14 protein-coding genes are annotated in these 15,399 nt (G+C 72.0%); 6 read left to right on the forward strand and 8 right to left on the reverse strand.

Annotated elements, in window-relative coordinates; genetic code table 11:
• Window positions 1-5: 5 nt before the first annotated feature.
• From LGI35_RS10295 to LGI35_RS10305, 3 genes are all read right to left on the reverse strand, one after another.
• Window positions 6-773: a polyprenol monophosphomannose synthase gene (locus LGI35_RS10295; RefSeq protein WP_227293592.1), complete on the reverse strand. Its 768-nt coding sequence runs from the start codon at window positions 771-773 to the stop codon at window positions 6-8.
• 518 nt (window positions 774-1,291) lie between these two features.
• Entirely contained in the window at window positions 1,292-2,926 is a 1,635-nt protein-coding gene (locus LGI35_RS10300; protein WP_227293593.1) for an amidohydrolase, read from the reverse strand.
• 65 nt (window positions 2,927-2,991) lie between these two features.
• Window positions 2,992-3,432: an Lrp/AsnC family transcriptional regulator gene (locus LGI35_RS10305; protein ID WP_100597468.1), complete on the reverse strand. Its 441-nt coding sequence runs from the start codon at window positions 3,430-3,432 to the stop codon at window positions 2,992-2,994.
• Window positions 3,433-3,677: 245 nt separating this feature from the next.
• On the opposite strand from LGI35_RS10305, the gene LGI35_RS10310 reads away from it, so the two are divergent.
• Window positions 3,678-4,118, forward strand: coding sequence for a hypothetical protein (locus LGI35_RS10310; RefSeq protein WP_227293594.1), 441 nt, complete (start codon window positions 3,678-3,680; stop codon window positions 4,116-4,118).
• Between the two features lie 7 nt (window positions 4,119-4,125).
• On the opposite strand, the gene LGI35_RS10315 is transcribed toward LGI35_RS10310, so the two are convergent.
• Together LGI35_RS10315 and LGI35_RS10320 are read right to left on the reverse strand one after the other, a co-directional pair.
• Window positions 4,126-5,220 carry a phosphotransferase family protein gene (locus LGI35_RS10315; protein ID WP_227293595.1) on the reverse strand — a complete coding sequence of 365 codons (1,095 nt, stop codon included), beginning with the start codon at window positions 5,218-5,220 and terminating at the stop codon, window positions 4,126-4,128.
• Between the two features lie 12 nt (window positions 5,221-5,232).
• Window positions 5,233-6,357: an Rv3169 family protein gene (locus LGI35_RS10320; protein WP_227293596.1), complete on the reverse strand. Its 1,125-nt coding sequence runs from the start codon at window positions 6,355-6,357 to the stop codon at window positions 5,233-5,235.
• Between the two features lie 247 nt (window positions 6,358-6,604).
• Between LGI35_RS10320 and LGI35_RS10325 the strand changes: the two genes are divergently transcribed.
• The gene (locus LGI35_RS10325; protein WP_227293597.1) at window positions 6,605-6,865 is read left to right on the forward strand and encodes a hypothetical protein; all 261 of its coding nucleotides are present in this window, start codon (window positions 6,605-6,607) and stop codon (window positions 6,863-6,865) included.
• Here LGI35_RS10325 and LGI35_RS10330 read toward each other — a convergent pair.
• A complete protein-coding gene (locus LGI35_RS10330; protein WP_227293598.1) occupies window positions 6,828-8,000 on the reverse strand; it encodes an acyl-CoA dehydrogenase family protein in 1,173 nt (390 codons plus the stop codon). The genes LGI35_RS10325 and LGI35_RS10330 overlap by 38 nt on opposite strands.
• A 420-nt stretch (window positions 8,001-8,420) precedes the next feature.
• On the opposite strand from LGI35_RS10330, the gene LGI35_RS10335 reads away from it, so the two are divergent.
• Complete coding sequence (locus LGI35_RS10335; protein ID WP_227293599.1) at window positions 8,421-9,674, forward strand: glycoside hydrolase family 18 protein; 1,254 nt, start codon at window positions 8,421-8,423, stop codon at window positions 9,672-9,674.
• Between the two features lie 301 nt (window positions 9,675-9,975).
• Window positions 9,976-10,386 carry a hypothetical protein gene (locus tag LGI35_RS10340; protein ID WP_227293600.1) on the forward strand — a complete coding sequence of 137 codons (411 nt, stop codon included), beginning with the start codon at window positions 9,976-9,978 and terminating at the stop codon, window positions 10,384-10,386.
• A gap of 41 nt (window positions 10,387-10,427) precedes the next feature.
• On the opposite strand, the gene LGI35_RS10345 is transcribed toward LGI35_RS10340, so the two are convergent.
• Both LGI35_RS10345 and LGI35_RS10350 read right to left on the reverse strand, forming a co-directional pair.
• A complete protein-coding gene (locus tag LGI35_RS10345) occupies window positions 10,428-10,574 on the reverse strand; it encodes an SCO1431 family membrane protein (RefSeq protein WP_227293601.1) in 147 nt (48 codons plus the stop codon).
• A 280-nt stretch (window positions 10,575-10,854) separates the two neighbouring features.
• Window positions 10,855-12,222 carry a peptidase C39 family protein gene (locus tag LGI35_RS10350; protein WP_227293602.1) on the reverse strand — a complete coding sequence of 456 codons (1,368 nt, stop codon included), beginning with the start codon at window positions 12,220-12,222 and terminating at the stop codon, window positions 10,855-10,857.
• Window positions 12,223-12,423: 201 nt separating this feature from the next.
• Between LGI35_RS10350 and LGI35_RS10355 the strand changes: the two genes are divergently transcribed.
• Window positions 12,424-13,065, forward strand: a complete 642-nt coding sequence (locus LGI35_RS10355) for a uridine kinase family protein (RefSeq protein ID WP_227293603.1) — start codon at window positions 12,424-12,426, stop codon at window positions 13,063-13,065.
• 433 nt (window positions 13,066-13,498) lie between these two features.
• Window positions 13,499-15,373: an AAA family ATPase gene (locus LGI35_RS10360; protein WP_116503490.1), complete on the forward strand. Its 1,875-nt coding sequence runs from the start codon at window positions 13,499-13,501 to the stop codon at window positions 15,371-15,373.
• Window positions 15,374-15,399 lie beyond the last annotated feature (26 nt).

A 15,399-nucleotide genomic window follows, 5' to 3' on the forward strand; every position in this document is an offset into this window, starting at 1 on the left:
CCGGCTCAGGGCTGCTTGCGGCCGATCACACGCCCCATGCGCTCCCCCACGCCCCACGCGGTGACCCGCCACAGTGCCTCGACGACGATGTCACGGCTCATCTTGGAGTCGCCGAGCTCGCGCTCGACGAACGTGATGGGCACTTCGACGACGTGATAGCCGGCCCTGACCGCACGTCGCGCGAGGTCGACCTGGAAGCAGTAGCCCTGGGAGGAGACCTCGCCGAGCCCGAGGCCTTCGAGGGTCTCGCGGCGGAAGGCGCGGAAGCCGCCGGTGACGTCCCGGATCGGCACGTCGAGCAGCAGCCGCGAGTACGTGCTGCCACCGCGGGAGAGGAACTCGCGCGACTTGGGCCAGTTGACGACCCGTCCGCCCGGCACCCAGCGCGAGCCGAGCACGAGGTCGGAGCCCTTCAGCGCGGTCAGCAACCGGGGCAGTTCCTCGGGCTGATGGGAGCCGTCGGCGTCCATCTCCACCAGGACGCCGTACCCGTGCTCCAACCCCCAGCGGAAGCCCGCGAGATAGGCCGCGCCGAGACCCTCCTTGCCCTGTCGGTGCAGGACCTGGACCTGGTCGTCGGCCGAGGCGAGCTCGTCGGCGAGCTTTCCCGTGCCGTCGGGGCTGTTGTCGTCGGCGACGAGGACATGCGCCTCGGGCACGGACGCGCGCACCCGGCCGACGATCGACTTGATGTTCTCCGCCTCGTTGTAGGTCGGGATGATCACCAGCGCCGTACCGAGAGGACCGAACTGCCGCCCACCGCCGTCGTTCACAGCTTCCCCTTAAGACTCCTGTACGAGGGGACCACCATAGCGAGGCCTCCTGTCGGCGCAGGTAAGGCGCCCTGCACGAAGCTGCGGGATCGGGGCCCGGTGCCCTTCGGGCCGACCTGGGACCCGCTGGCTGCGGGTCTACCGAGAGCCGTTGTCTACTGAGCTTCCGGGCCCCACCCGGGTCGCACCGTCCCCCGTGCTCCCGCGGAGCAGGGAAGGACCGCCATCCGGCCGGAACGTTCCAGCGCCCCATGGCGCGGGTGCTGGGCCTGGCTCCCAGTGGCGGTGCGCCGGTTTGGCACACCGCCCCATGACCCAGCGGCGTTCATCGACTGCGCGGAGGTTCCCCGGTCGGACGTCCAGTGGTGGACCCGGCAGAACCTACCCGTCGACCGCGCCCAGCTGTCAACACCCGTTTGAGCTGCGGTTATTGGGGAAACCGCCTGGTCAGTGCCGAGGATCCGCAGGTCGCGCGAACGTGCGGCGGACCGCGATCGGCCGTACAGCGACCGCCGACATCACTCGTCCGGCCCTACGTACACGGTCCGCCCGCCGACCACCGTGCGCAGGCAGAGCGGCAGTTGGCCCCCTGGCGTGAGATCCGGGAGGCCCGGAGTCCCCGAGCGCGGGTCGGTCGACCAGCGCGCGACGCGGTCGTCCGGCGCCTGGACGACGAGCTCCTCGGTGCGCCACACGGCGTAGTCCGCCGGGGCGCCCGGGACCAGGATGCCCGCGTCGTCCCGGCCGACGGCGCGCCAGCCGCCGCGGGTGTGCGCGGTGAACGCGGCGCGCACGGAGACCCGGTGCTCGGGCGTGCGGTGGAAGGCCGCGGCGCGGACCGTGCCCCACGGGTCGAGCGGGGTGACCGGACTGTCGGAGCCGAAGGCCAGTGGGACCCCGGCGCGCAGGAGGGCGGCGAACGGGTTGAGGGCGCGGGCCCGTTCCACGCCGAGACGGTCGGCGTACATGCCGTCCTCGCCGCCCCACAGGGCGTCGAAGGCGGGCTGCACGGACGCGGTGAGACCGAACTCGGCGAAGGAGGCGATGGTCTCCGGCGACAGCATCTCGGCGTGCTCGACGCGGTGCCGTGCGGCCCTGACGCGGGCGAGGCCGACCTTCTCGGCGGCGGCGCGCACGCCGTCCACCACGGCGGTCACCGCGGCGTCCCCGATGGCGTGGAAGCCCGCCTGGAGCCCCGCCTCGGTGCAGGCGACGACGTGGGCGGCGACGGCGTGGGCGTCCAGGTAGGAGGTGCCGGTGTGCCCGGCGGCCGCGTCCGCGTAGGGCTCGTGCAGGCAGGCCGTGTGCGAGCCGAGGGCGCCGTCCACGAAGAGGTCACCGGCGGCGCCGACGGCGCCCAGCGCGCGGGCCCGCTCGATGTCCAGGTCGGCCCAGTAGCCGACGACCCGGGGGCCGGACTCCTCGGCGGCCAGGCGCAGCAGGCCCGTGAAGTCGTCCTCGGAGGAGATGTCGGGGCCACCGCACTCGTGCACGGAGCCGATCCCCAGGGAGGCCGCGTGCCGCAGGGCCGCGCGCTGGGCCTCCGTGCGCTGCTGCGGGGTGACGGCGGCGTGGGCGGCGGCGCGCACGGCGTGGTGGGCGTCGCGGGTGAGCGGCCCGTCGGGGGTGAATCCGGGGCGGTCCGCGATGCCGTGGACGAGGTCGAGCAGGGCCGTGGTGACGGCGGCCGAGTGGACGTCGATGCGGGAGAGGTAGAGCGGGCGGCCGCCGGTCGCCTCGTCGAGCTCGGCGCGTGTGAGGGGCTCGCCGTCGGGCCAGCGGGCGGCGTCCCAGCCGTGGCCGAGGAGGATCCGGTCCGTGGGGCGGGCGGCCGCGTGGGCGCGGACGAGGGCGAGCGCCTCGCCCCGGTCGCGGGCCGCGGAGAGGTCGAGGCCGGTCAGGGCGAGCCCCGTCGACGTGGTGTGGACGTGGGCGTCGGTGAACGCGGGAGTGACGAGGGCGCCTTCGAGGTCGACGACCTCGTCGACCCCCTCGGCGAACGCGTCGGCCGCGCCTTCGGAGCCGACCCAGGCGACGTGCCCCCGCTCGACGACCATGGCCGTGGCGAAGGGGTCGGCGGGGCTGTGGACGTCGCCACCGCGCAGAAGGACGGTGCGGGACTCTGCCGGTGCGGGCGTGGGGGTCGTACTCATGAGGACAGTTTCCCGCGTTTGTGCCCCTGGGCCGCACCCGGGGGCCCGCATCGGACCCGTGTCGGTCAGACGCGGGGCGGCCGTGCCTCGTACGGGGTGGAGAGGACCACGGTCGTGCGGGTGGAGACACCGGCCAGGGAGCGCACCCGGGCGAGCAGGTTCTCCAGGTCGTGCGGGGTCTCCACGCGGACCTTGAGGATGTAGTTCTCGTCGCCGGCGACGCTGTGGCAGGCCTCGATCTCGGGGACGCCGGCCAGGCGTTCCGCGATGTCGTCGGGGGCGCTGGGGTCGAACGGTTTCACCGAGATGAAGGCGGTGAGCGACAGGCCGACCGCCTCGGGGTCGACGACCGCGGCATAGCCGCGGATGACCCCGCGCTGTTCGAGGCGGCGCACGCGCTGGTGCACCGCTGACGTGGACAGGCCGGTGGCCTTGCCCAGGTCGGTGTAACTCATCCGCCCGTCCTTGACGAGCAGCTGCACGATCTGTCGGTCGAGCTCCTCCATGGCGCAGAACCTACAGTGCCCTTGATCCCCGCGGATACCCGAGAGATCTCCGGGGATGGCCGGGCGGACCATGGGGGCGGACACGCCTACCTGCCGCCGGGCACCCGCAATCACCATGTGACGAAGACCACACCTGTCGAACCGTGTCCAGGCGCGTGCCACGATTACCCCCACGACGGGACGGGAAGTGCTTGCTGTGGTCGAGGCCGCAGCGCCTTGTCGGCCCACCCGAGGGGGAGAGTCCCATGCAGAATGTGAAGCGTCCCGGTCGTCCTGCCCGTAGTCGGCAGCAGCCGGCGATCGAGCCCGAGCCGGAGGGTGTCGAACCGGAGGACACCGGCATCGACGCGTTCGACGCGTACGACACCTTCGAGATGTACCGGGTGTTCTGCCCGGACTGCGCGCAGCCGATCGCGCTGCTCGCCGACGAGGACGTGCTGCCCGAGCACGCTCTGTGCGCCTCGCCGTGGAACCCGTTCGGTCTCACGGTCTGTGCCGGTACGGGCAGCGCGGCGGCCGACGCCCGGCCCGCCGACGACTCGACGGAGGCTCAGGAGCAGGACGCCGCGCTTCTGTTGACGCTCCCTCAGGGGCTCGACTGGCGGATGCAGCCCTTCTCGCACGTGGCCGGCCCGGGTTCACGCCCGCTGCGCATCCCCGCGCAGGTGCGCCGCACGGCCGCCTGACGACGCCTCAACTCCGGTAGCTGCCCTGCACCATGGCCCGCAGACTGGCGTGGTGCAGGATCAGTGTGTCCGGATCGTCCGGCACGGCCACCTCTCCGAAGTACACCTGCCGGTAGGCGACGCGCAGCATCACGATGGCGTGGCGCAGGGCGGCGTACAGGGTGTGGAAGTCCATGTCGCGCGGTGTGTGGCCGGTGAGTTGGGCGTAGCGCCGCTCGATGTCCGCGCGGCGCAGGAAGCCGGGCAGGCCGGCCTGGCCGAAGCTCTCGGTCAGGTCCTGGAAGAAGCGGTGCAGGTACACGGTCCAGCCGAGGTCGACCTCGCGCGGGGCCAGGGCCGCCATTTCCCAGTCGAGCACGGCGGCCGGTTCGAAGCCGTCGTAGATGATGTTCCCGATGCGGGCGTCGCCCCAGTTGAGGACGGGTTCGCCCTCGTCGACGGGCCAGAGTTCGGCGAGTCGGTCGAAGGCGCTCTCGATGAGCGGTGAGGGCGGCAGTCCGTCCACCACCCAGGCGTAGTAGGCACGTTGGGCCTCCACGTGGCGGCGCAGGGCACTGCCCTGGCCGGGCGCGGCGAGGAACTCTGCCTCGGACGCCGGGACTCCGTCGTGCAGGCGGGCGATGAGACCCACGGTCGCGTCCTGGAGCCGCGCGCGCTCGGCGTCCGTCGCGGCGTGCAGCCAGTTGCCTTCGTACGTGTAGGGCATGACGTCCGGCGGTACGCGGCCCTCGACGCGCTCCATCACGAAGAACGGGGCGCCCAGCGGCCCGGGATCCTCCTCGAGCCACAGAACCCGCGGCACCGGCAGCCCGGTGCGCTCGGCGGCGAGCCGCATCGTGCGGTACTGCCGCGGCATGTCGTAGTCGGGGAAGATCGTGTACGCGGACGGGTCGGCGGCGAGTCTCAACGCGCAGGAGCGGACCGGGGGTTCGGGGTGTTCGATGTCGAAGAGCAGGGTCTCGCTGGACATGCCGTTGGACTCGGGGACGCTCACGTTCACCGCTTTGGCGCCCGGTAGGCGGACGGCCAGCCACGTGGTGAGCTTCCGGGCCACCTCCTCGGGGTCGCGGGTGCTGGTGCGTGGTCGGGGTGCTGTCGCCATCGCAGGCTCCTTTCAGGGCGCCACGGAGTCGTAGCCGGTGAAGCCGCTCGGGTCGTGCCTGCCGAAGCTGCCGTGCTCGAAGATGCCGTGGCCGACCTGACCGTCCAGGGTGAAGCGCGCCGCGTGGTCGATGACGCCGTAGGCGGCCAGCGGGTGCGCGGCGGGATCGGTGAGGTCGTAGCTGCGGCGGTCGGTCCAGTCGCGGCCGCGCCAGGTGCCGTGCTGCCAGTCGTCCGCGGGCGGGTAGCCGGCTCCGACGGCGAGCGGGGACGAGGCGAGGATCTCGACGCCGAGTTCCAGGGGTTTACGGGAGAGCGGGTCCATGAGGTGGACGACGGCGCTCTCGGGGTGGCGGGTGCCGGTCCGGTAGGTGATGTCGGCCTGGGGCCAGCCGAGTTGGAGGTCCGGGTGACCGTCGCGGACGAGGGTGGCGTCGTTGAGGGTGCGGTAGCCGTCCGCGTCCTCCTGGACGATCACCATCAGGAAGCGGTCGTCGAAGCGGACCGGCGACCAGATCCAGTGGAAGCCCTCGGTCCTGTTCTCCTCGGCGAGCCGGCCGCCCTCCTCGCCGGGGACCGGGCGCACGCCCCAACTGCGGTCGCGGGTGCCGGTCCAGCTGTCGAGGGACACCTCGCGCCCGCCGATGCGGAGCCGGCCGTCACAGCGCCCGGCCTGCACGAACCGCCTGCCCTCCAGGGTGAGGCGGCCGCCGCGGCGCTGCGTGTGATGGGGCTCCCAGAGGGCCGGGAAGGCCGCCGCCCAGTTGATCTCGTACGAGAGTCCGTCGGGGTCGTCCGGGTCGGCCTCGCAGGTCAGGATGAAGTCCTTCAGGGGACGTTCCACCTGGATCCGGAGCGGGCCGACGGCGAGTTCCATGCGGGTGTCGTCGCGCAGGGCGTCGGAGGCGCGGACCGCGTGGAGGGTGTCGCCGACGCGCAGGGTCGCGTACGCGTCGATGACACCGAGGTTCGGGTAGACGCCGAGGCCGAGGATGAGCAGGAACTCCCCGGTGGGGTCGACGAGGTGGAAGATGCACCGGTCGTAGGCGTTGCGGTCACCGGTCGCGACGTGCTTCATGGACAGCGGGACCTGGTGGACCGGGTATTCGTCGAGTGCGACGGGGCGGTCGTCTGCCACGCGTTCCCTCCCTGGGCGTACGGCGGTTGACGTCGCCCGGAGGGGTGCGGCCCCCGGCGGCGGAGTTGACGGTACGTCAGCTGAGCCGCCGGAGCCAGATGCGTGCGCCGAACCGGATGCGGCGACGACCGGTTCAGGCCTGGCCCGCGGGGCCGGTGATCCGGCCCGGTTCCGAACGGGGGCCCTAGAACGCACGCCCCCATGCCCCGGAGGGTGACCTGCCCGGCGCGGGCGCGTTGGCCTGGGCATGACCCTTACGCAGACCGCCACCGGCCGTCGCCGGCGCCTCCTCGTCCCCACCACCGCAGAATCGGTTCCGCAGCCGCCGCCCCCGGAGCGCCCCGCACCCCAGGACCCGCCGATCTACCGCGCCCTGGTCAGCCACTGGGCCGACCGCGGCAAGACCCTGCCGGGACGCCACGATCCGGAGTGGGCCCGGTTGGTGGCGTCCCCGGTCAGAACCGGGCAGTTCAGCGGCTTTCAGGACCGGCGAGGTGCCGCGCGATGACCATGCGCTGGATCTGATTGGTGCCCTCCACGATCTGGAGCACCTTGGCCTCGCGCATGTAGCGCTCGGCCGGGAAGTCGGCCGTGTAGCCGTACCCCCCGAGTACCTGGACGGCGTCCGTGGTGACCTTCATCGCCGTGTCCGTGCACATCAGCTTGGCCATGGCCGCCTGCTTGGAGAAGGGCCGGCCGGCGTCGCGCAGGCGCGCGGCCGTCAGATAGAGCGCCCGACCGGCCTCGATCTGCGTGGCCATGTCGGCGAGCATGAAGCGCAGGCCCTGGAAGTCGGCGATGGGATGCCCGAACTGCCGGCGCTCCGTGGCGTACGAGACGGCCTCGTCGAGGGCCGCCTGGGCCACGCCGATCGCGCAGGCGGCGATGCCGAGCCGCCCCGAATCGAGGGCGGAGAGCGCGATCGCGAAGCCCTGCCCCTCGTCGCCGATCCGGCGCGCGTCGCTCACCCGCACCCCGTCGAAGTGGACCTGCGCCGTGGGCGAGCCCTTCATCCCCATCTTCTTCTCGGGCGCCGCCGCACTCAGCCCCTCGGCGTCACCCGGGACCAGGAACGCGGTGATGCCACGCGCCCCCTCGCCGCCGGTGCGCGCCAGGACGGTGTAGAAGTCGGCGACGCCGCCGTGCGTGATCCAGGCCTTGGTGCCGGTGATCACCCAGCCGTCGCCTTCCCGGACCGCCTTGGTCCGCAAGGACGCGGCGTCCGATCCCGAGGACGGCTCGGAGAGGCAGTACGCGCCGAGCAGGCCGCCGCCGAGCATGGCGGGCAGATGCTCGGTCCGCTGCTCCTTGGTGCCGAAATTGGCCAGCGCGTGGCAGGCCAGCGAGTGGACGCTGACGCCGAGGCCGACGGTGAGCCGGGCGGCGGCGAGCTCCTCCAGTACCTGGAGGTAGACCTCGTACGGCTGGTCGCCGCCGCCGAAGTCGGAGTCGTAGGGGAGGCCGAGCAGACCCGACTCGGAGAGCAGTGAGAACGTCTCGCGCGGGAAGCGTCCGGCGTCCTCCTCCTCGGCCGCGCTCGGAGCGATCTCGCGCTGCACGAGCTCACGTACGAGCGAGAACAGATCCCGGGCCTCGTCCGTGGGCAGTTGACGGTCCACCGGCTGCGGGGCGCGGTCGGGCATATCGACGCTCTCCTCCCTGTCGGGCGCTGCGGCGGTCGCGCGCGGGGTGGTGCGGCGGCGCCGTGTTCGAGCCGCCGCCGAGGGCTCCCCTCCGGGTCTCGGACGGGTGCTGACCAGCGGCTGCGGCCCGTTGAGTATGCCTGTTCGACGGCGGCCAGTCACCAGTTAACGACCGCTTACTTCAAAGATACCGAAAAGACGGCGGAGAGGCGGCGGGGAGCGGTCCGGAGCCCGCGCCCGGGGGTGACGAGGACCGAGCACATTGGTCCGCACCATTGACCCCACTGGTCTAGTCCTCCTAGGGTTCCCTGCAACGTCTTAACGCGTTCATGCCAAAGCCTCATGGCGCGGATCGCGTGACGACGCCCCCACAGGTCCACAGCGAATCCCCCACGCTCCCCTCCCCCACGAGGAGACACGATGCTCAGACCGCACCGTCCACGCGCCTCCTTCCGGGCGCTCCTGTCCGCCGCGTGTTGCGCCGTTCTCGGCGCCGGACTGCTCGCCTCCGCGAGCAGCGCCACGGCCCAGGAATCCCCCGTCGTACGGACCGAGGCGGCGAGCGCCGCGGCCGGTTCGAAAGTCGTCGGCTACTTCACCGAATGGGGTGTCTACGACCGGAACTACCACGTCAAGAACATCGAGACGTCCGGCTCGGCCGACAAGCTCACGCACATCAACTACGCCTTCGGCAACGTCACCGGCGGCAAGTGCGCGATGGGCGACTCGTATGCCGCCACCGACAAGGCGTACACCGCCGACCAGGCGGTGGACGGCGTCGCGGACACCTGGGACCAGCCGCTGCGCGGCAACTTCAACCAGTTGCTCAAGCTGAAGAAACTGCACCCGAACCTCAAGATCCTCTGGTCCTTCGGCGGTTGGACCTGGTCGGGCGGGTTCACCGACGCCGCCAAGGACCCGGCCGGGTTCGCGCAGTCCTGCTACGACCTGGTCGAGAACTCCAAGTGGGCCGATGTCTTCGACGGCATCGACATCGACTGGGAGTACCCCAACGCCTGCGGCCTGTCCTGCGACACGAGCGGGCGCGACGCCTACAAGAACCTGATGAGCGCGCTGCGTTCGAAGTTCGGCTCCAGCGCGCTGATCACGTCGGCGATCCCGGCCGACGCCTCCGACGGCGGCAAGATCGACGCCACCGACTACGCAGGTGCCGCCCAGTACGTCGACTGGTACAACCCGATGACGTACGACTACTTCGGGGCCTGGGACGCGCAGGGGCCGACCGCCCCGCACTCGCCCCTGACCTCGTACAGCGGCATCCCCAAGGCGGGCTACAACACCGACGCCACCATCACTAGGCTCAAGGGCCTCGGCGTCCCGGCGTCGAAGCTGCTGCTCGGCATCGGCTTCTACGGGCGCGGCTGGACCGGCGTCACGCAGGCGGCGCCCGGCGGGACCGCCACGGGCCCGGCGGCCGGCAAGTACGAGCAGGGCATCGACGACTACAAGGAGCTCAAGTCGAAGTGCCCGGCGACAGGCACGGTCGGCGGCACCGCCTACGCGTACTGCGGCAACAACTGGTGGAGCTACGACACCCCGGCCACCATCGCCGGGAAGATGGACTACAAGAACCAGCAGGGCCTCGGAGGCACCTTCCTCTGGGAGCTCAGCGGTGACACGACGAACGGCGAGCTGATCAAGTCGGTCAACTAGCCGCTCAGGTACGGCACTTGGGTCGGGGGATGCGCGGCGTCCCCCGACCCTTCGCGTCGCGTCAGGGCTCGCGGGGCCGGGCAGTCCGGCTCGAAACTGCTCGATCACCCGCGGGGTCTCGCCGAGCAGGCACACCAGCAGTTCGCGCACGGTGTCCCTCTCGGGCGCGCGGTCGCCGATCCGGTCGAGCGTGATTCCCCGCTTGCGCGGGGAGCGCGCGGGAAAGGGAGCGTGCGTGGGAAGGTCAAACTGCGCATGTCCCGTCGGCAGTTGGAGACCAGGACTATGTGCGGGAGGAACAGTGAGCGAAGCACACCGGCACGGCAGAACCGACGGGAAGAAGACGGCAGTTGCGGCGCTGCCCGCGGCCCTCGCGGTCCCCGCGGTCCGCACGATGGCCTCGGTGATGGCGCAGGGCGCGCTCGCCGCGTCGTTCGCCGTCCCCGGCACCAGCTTCCAGGTCTCCTCGGGCAACCCCCGGCTCGTGGGGGGGCGCTGCCCGGCGCGGACGAGGACCGCGGGGTGCCCCGGCTGGTCGCGGTGGCGATCGCCGGGGCCGGCCTGTACGGTCTGCCGTTCGCCGGGGCGCTGTGCGCGAGCGTTCTGGAGCGGCTGGGCCCGGCTGCCGCTGTTCGTGGTCCGCGCGGGGCTCGTCCTGCTGCCCCGCCGCTCTCCCGTGCGCCGTGCCCTACGGGCCCGTGGGGCTCCCTGAACGGCGCTGGCGCGTCGAGCCCGGCGCCGGGGAGAGCCGGGTCACATCAAGCCGGCCTGCGTGACGAACATGGCGAGAACCACGACGAGGGTCCAGCCGAGGACGTGCTCAAGGATCTTGGGGCCGTTGTCCTTCGGGCCGCCGGTGCGGGCCCGGGCGGCGCGGTTCGTGGCGGTGGTCGCGGTCATGGCATCTCGCTGAGGTCGTCCGGCAGTGGCATCCCCCCACTGACCCGTCCACCATGCCACCGCCGCGGCCGGTCGTGGGCGAGAGCTTGGTCACGCACAACTACCCTGCGGCGCCGTGCGCCTCACATCGGTGACACATCCGCGAGGAAACGCCGCCTGCACCGATGCCGGGTCACCCGGACCGGCATGTGGATCCGGTCACGAGCCGATCCGCTCGTGGCGTCGTCGGGGCATGCCGCGGCCCCTCCCGGTCGCGTCGGGAGGGGCCGTGGCAGGTGCCTCAGCGGACGCCGACCGCCTCGAGCGCGCGGCGCTGCTTCGAGGTCGGGTGGGCCGGGAAGTACAGGTAGCAGACGCCCCCGGTGCCGGACACGACCTTGCCCGTGGCGTTGTACCTCTTGGTACGGAGCCAGATGTTCTCCCACTCGGCCCTCTTGTAGACGCGGCGCACGGCCGTGTCACTGGGCGACGCCGGGTCGTTGGCGATCACGTCGCCGTCCGCGGTGAAGCCGATCACCGTCATGAGGTGTCCGGACGTCCCGTAGCCCGCGCCCGTCAGCTCCTCCTTGAGGAACGACTGCGACGTTATGGCCGGCATCCCCGCCGCGATCAGGGTCTCCAGATCACCGAGCGAGCCGAGCCGGGTGACGACTCCCTGGAGGTCCTTGTACGTGGCCGCGTAGGCCGCGTTGAAGGGCCAGTTGCCGCATCCCTCGTACTGGTAGTCGTACGTGAAGCGGGCCGCGTGGCAGACCTCCGGGTCCGCGTAGTCCGGGTTGACCCAGGAGAGGTCGTCCGACGAGGGCTCGCGGCCCCAGTACTCGATGATCATCTGCGAGGACGTGGGGCTGCACCAGGCCTCGCCGCCGTTGTCGTACTCGGGGTACTGGCCCGCGTGGATGCTCTGCGAGAAGCGCGGAACGGACAGCTCCTTGGCGAGCCCCGGCTTGGAGGCCGGGACCGAGAAGCGGTCGGGGACGTCGGAGCCCATGGCCCCGAGCCGCCACACGAGGGGCGAGGCCTTGGAGCCCGGCGCGCGGTACAGGGTCAGCCGCAGGCGGTAGGAGACCAGGCGCAGTCCCGAGGCCGCGTCGTCGATCGAGAAGGTGTCCGTCCAGATACTGGACTTGCCGTCCGACTGGTCGTCGACGGAGGTCCGCCGGATGTCCTGGTCGCCCGCGGCCCAGCGGCCCATCACGTACCAGGGCGTCGCCGCGCCGTCGGAGTACGTGCCCTGGAGTTCGATCTGGATCCAGGTACCGGCAGGGGTGCGCGCGTTCCAGGAGGCGATGACCTCGGTGGCGGGCACCGACAGGCGGTGGGCCGGGGAGGTCCAGCGGCCGTACTCCCAGGTGGCGGTCTTGCCCGTGTGCGGATCGGTGTAGTCGCTGCGGCCCTCGGGGGTCGCGAGCGTCAGGCCGGGGCGGGACCCGGCGACCGCTCGGGTACCGGCCGCCGTTCCGGAGCGCCAGTCCGCGTGCGAGGTCCAGGCGTGGTTGTCCACGAGGCGCGGGGTCGCGGGGGCGGCGGCAGGTGCGCCGGTGCCCGCGACGGCGGTACCCGCGGACGTGGCGAGCGCCGCTGCGCCCGCGGTGGCCGCGGCGGCGGTGAGCAGGGTTCTGCGGGACAGAGGTTCGGGTCGGGTCATGGGCGGGGCTCCCCCAGTCGACGAGGTATCCGTAAAGGGGCGGGTGAGGTGCACGACAGTGCGCCAACTATGGCCGGTGACCGCTGACTTCCACCAGCGTTTCCGGGCCTGTCGTGGCTACCAATATTGGCCTGTACCACTGGCATGACCTGCGGCGGCGCGCGGGAAACCGGCCGGGCGCCTCCCGTACCCTTGCGGGCGATGACCTTCCAGCACATGCCGCTCCCCCGGCTCGCCGCGACCCTGCGCGCCCTGCCGCCCTCCTGCGGCCCGGTCCGGCTGATCGCCGTCGACGGCCACGCGGGCTCCGGCAAGTCGACGTTCGCCGCCCGGCTCGCCGAGGCGCTCGGTCAGGCGCCCGTCCTGCACCTCGACGATCTCGCCAGTCACGACGCCCTCTTCGACTGGACGGCACGGCTGCGCGAGCAGGTCATCGATCCGCTCTCCCGCGGCGAGAGCGCCCGGTACGAGCCGTACGACTGGAACGCCCGGCGCTTCTGCCCCCCGCGCGCCCTGGCGCCCGCGCCGGTGGTCCTCATGGAGGGCGTGGGCGCGGGTCGGCGTGCGGTACGGCCTTTCCTGGCGCGGCTGTTGTGGATGGACACGCCGGAGGAGGTGTCCTGGGAACGGGGGCGGCGACGGGACGGACCGGCGCAGGGCGAGTTCTGGGACGGCTGGATCCGTGCGGAGCGCGCGCACTTCGCCGACGATCCCTCGCGCCCCTTCGCCCAGACATTGGTACGCGAGTGTTCTGAGGGCTACGAGGCACGTCAGATGCCTCCCGGGACCGAACTTTCGACGCCTTCCGTCACTCACCGTGAAGGGCCGTCGGCAGCGCGCTGACCCCTCCCGAAGCGCCTTCCGCCAGTTTCCGCGAGTGCCTCAACTCGGCTTGACCGGGGGGCCGTACAGGACTTACGTTCTGAATGTGCGGCCTTTCGGGGCCGCCGGCAGACGCGAAGCCCCCGGTTGTTCCCCCGTGATCGGGGGCTTCGTTCTGCCCAATTCACCCCTTCGGGGGTGCGGTGAGCCCTGATTCGTTCACCCTCGGTCACCGTCCGGCCCCGCCCCCACCTGCGCCGTCCGCCTCGGATCCGGCGCTGCGGCGCCCTCGGCCGACGACTGCTGCGCAGGTACGATGCCTCTCGGTGCGGCTTACGGACGGCTCGCGGTCCGCGCCATGACAACTCCCGTCCACAGCACATCGGTTCGGCGCAGGAGCCGGCGGGCACCGGCCCGACGGCGTACCACGGGGGCACGGTTTGTGGGGGACGTGATGGACTTCGGCACACAGGGCTCGCCCGGCCCGGCCGACCTCGCCTGGGTGCGTGGCGTGGACGCCTACACCATGGGCGCCTATCCGCAGGCCGAGGAGGAGTTCCGGGCCGCGGTCCGGATGGATCCCGGCATGGCCGACGGCTGGCTGGGGCTGCACGCGTTACGCATCGACACGACGACGGCGCTGCTGCGCATGTTCCGGCACCGCGACCGGTTCGGCGAGCAGCGCACCCGGCACCGGCGCACCCTGAACTCCTGGTACTGGCTCGGCTGGTGGGTGCAGCCCGTCCTGGAGCGGCCCCGCGATCTGCTGCTCGCCCACGCGTCGCACTGGCTCGACGGGCGCCATGTCCCGGATCTGGACGGGGCGTTGGCGACGCTGCCGCGGGTGGACGCCGATCCGCAGGTGCGGTTCCTGCACGCCTGCCGCGCCTACCTCGTCAAGGACTGGGAGCAGCTGGTCCGGCACACGGACCCGCTGCTCGACGACGGGCTCCTCGGCATCGAGGCCGGACTCTTCGGCGGGATGGCCCGGGTGCGCCTGGAGATGTACGGACAGGCCGAGCCGCTCCTGTCCGCCGCGCTGATGCGCTGCCGGAGCGAACAGCCCCAGCGCAAGGAGCTGCGCTACTGGCTGGCCCGCGCGCACGAGGGCACCGGCCGCTCCGCCGCCGCGCTCCCCCTGTACCGGGCCGTGCACCGCGTGGACCCCGCCTTCATGGACACCTCGGCCCGCCTCGCGGCCATCGCCGAGAGCGACGGCTACGGCGACTTCGGCGACGGCACGGACCTCAGTCCCCTCACGATGACCGGGCTCGGCCAGGACGTGCTGGACGGCTCCGAGTCGATGGACCCGCTGTACGAGGGCGACGGCCGGAACCTGAAGGTGAGCGAGCCCGATCTGCCGCCGCCCGGCGCCGTGTCCGCCGAGACCGACGCGGTCCGCGAGAAGGCCGTCGTACCGATCACGCCGCAACTGCCCGCCGGCCCGGCCGACCCGGCACTGCTCGAGGAGGCCCTCGCCGAGCTGGAGCGGATGGTCGGCCTGGAACCCGTGAAGCGGCAGGTGAAGGCGCTCTCGGCGCAGTTGAACATGGCGCGCCTGCGGGCCGGGCAGGGCCTGCCCGTGCAGCCACCGAAACGGCACTTCGTCTTCTCCGGCCCCTCCGGCACCGGCAAGACCACCGTGGCCCGCATCCTCGGCCGCGTCTTCTACGCGCTCGGGCTGCTCGGCGGCGACCATCTCGTGGAGTCCCAGCGGGCCGACCTGGTCGGCGAGTATCTGGGCCAGACGGCCGTGAAGGCGAACGAGCTGATCGACTCGGCGATCGGCGGCGTCCTGTTCGTCGACGAGGCGTACGCCCTGTCGAACTCGGGCTACGGCAAGGGCGACGCGTACGGCGACGAGGCGCTCCAGGTCCTCCTGAAGCGCGCCGAGGACAACCGGGACCACCTCGTGGTGATCCTCGCGGGCTACCCGGAGGGCATGGACCGCCTCCTCGCGGCGAACCCCGGACTGTCCTCGCGCTTCACGACGCGGGTCGACTTCCCCTCGTACCGGCCCCTCGAACTCACCGCGATCGGCGAGGTGCTCGCCGCGGAGAACGGGGACGTGTGGGACGAGGAGGCGCTCGACGAGCTGCGCTCCATCAGCGGGCACGTCGTCGACCAGGGCTGGATCGACGAGCTCGGCAACGGAAGGTTCCTTCGGACGCTGTACGAGAAGTCGTGCGCCTACCGGGACCTGCGGCTGACGGGGTACACGACGACTCCGACGCGGGACGACCTGTCGACGCTGCGGCTGCCCGATCTGATGCAGGCGTACGGCGAGGTCCTCTCGGGGCGCGGGCCCCAGGATCCGTCCGCGATGTGACAGGGCGAAGGGGCGGGTCCCGACCC

Origin of the sequence: Streptomyces longhuiensis (genome assembly GCF_020616555.1) — a bacterium.
In the GTDB taxonomy this organism is placed as follows: Bacteria; Actinomycetota; Actinomycetes; order Streptomycetales; family Streptomycetaceae; genus Streptomyces; species Streptomyces longhuiensis.

Coding starts and splice junctions, on each gene's coding strand:
- LGI35_RS10300 (WP_227293593.1), bottom strand. CDS start 2,926: ATGAGTACGACCCCCACGCCCGCACCGGCAGAGTCCCGCACCGTCCTT.
- LGI35_RS10305 (WP_100597468.1), bottom strand. CDS start 3,432: ATGGAGGAGCTCGACCGACAGATCGTGCAGCTGCTCGTCAAGGACGGG.
- LGI35_RS10310 (WP_227293594.1), top strand. CDS start 3,678: ATGCAGAATGTGAAGCGTCCCGGTCGTCCTGCCCGTAGTCGGCAGCAG.
- LGI35_RS10315 (WP_227293595.1), bottom strand. CDS start 5,220: ATGGCGACAGCACCCCGACCACGCACCAGCACCCGCGACCCCGAGGAG.
- LGI35_RS10325 (WP_227293597.1), top strand. CDS start 6,605: ATGACCCTTACGCAGACCGCCACCGGCCGTCGCCGGCGCCTCCTCGTC.
- LGI35_RS10330 (WP_227293598.1), bottom strand. CDS start 8,000: ATGCCCGACCGCGCCCCGCAGCCGGTGGACCGTCAACTGCCCACGGAC.
- LGI35_RS10335 (WP_227293599.1), top strand. CDS start 8,421: ATGCTCAGACCGCACCGTCCACGCGCCTCCTTCCGGGCGCTCCTGTCC.
- LGI35_RS10345 (WP_227293601.1), bottom strand. CDS start 10,574: ATGACCGCGACCACCGCCACGAACCGCGCCGCCCGGGCCCGCACCGGC.
- LGI35_RS10350 (WP_227293602.1), bottom strand. CDS start 12,222: ATGACCCGACCCGAACCTCTGTCCCGCAGAACCCTGCTCACCGCCGCC.
- LGI35_RS10355 (WP_227293603.1), top strand. CDS start 12,424: ATGACCTTCCAGCACATGCCGCTCCCCCGGCTCGCCGCGACCCTGCGC.
- LGI35_RS10360 (WP_116503490.1), top strand. CDS start 13,499: ATGGACTTCGGCACACAGGGCTCGCCCGGCCCGGCCGACCTCGCCTGG.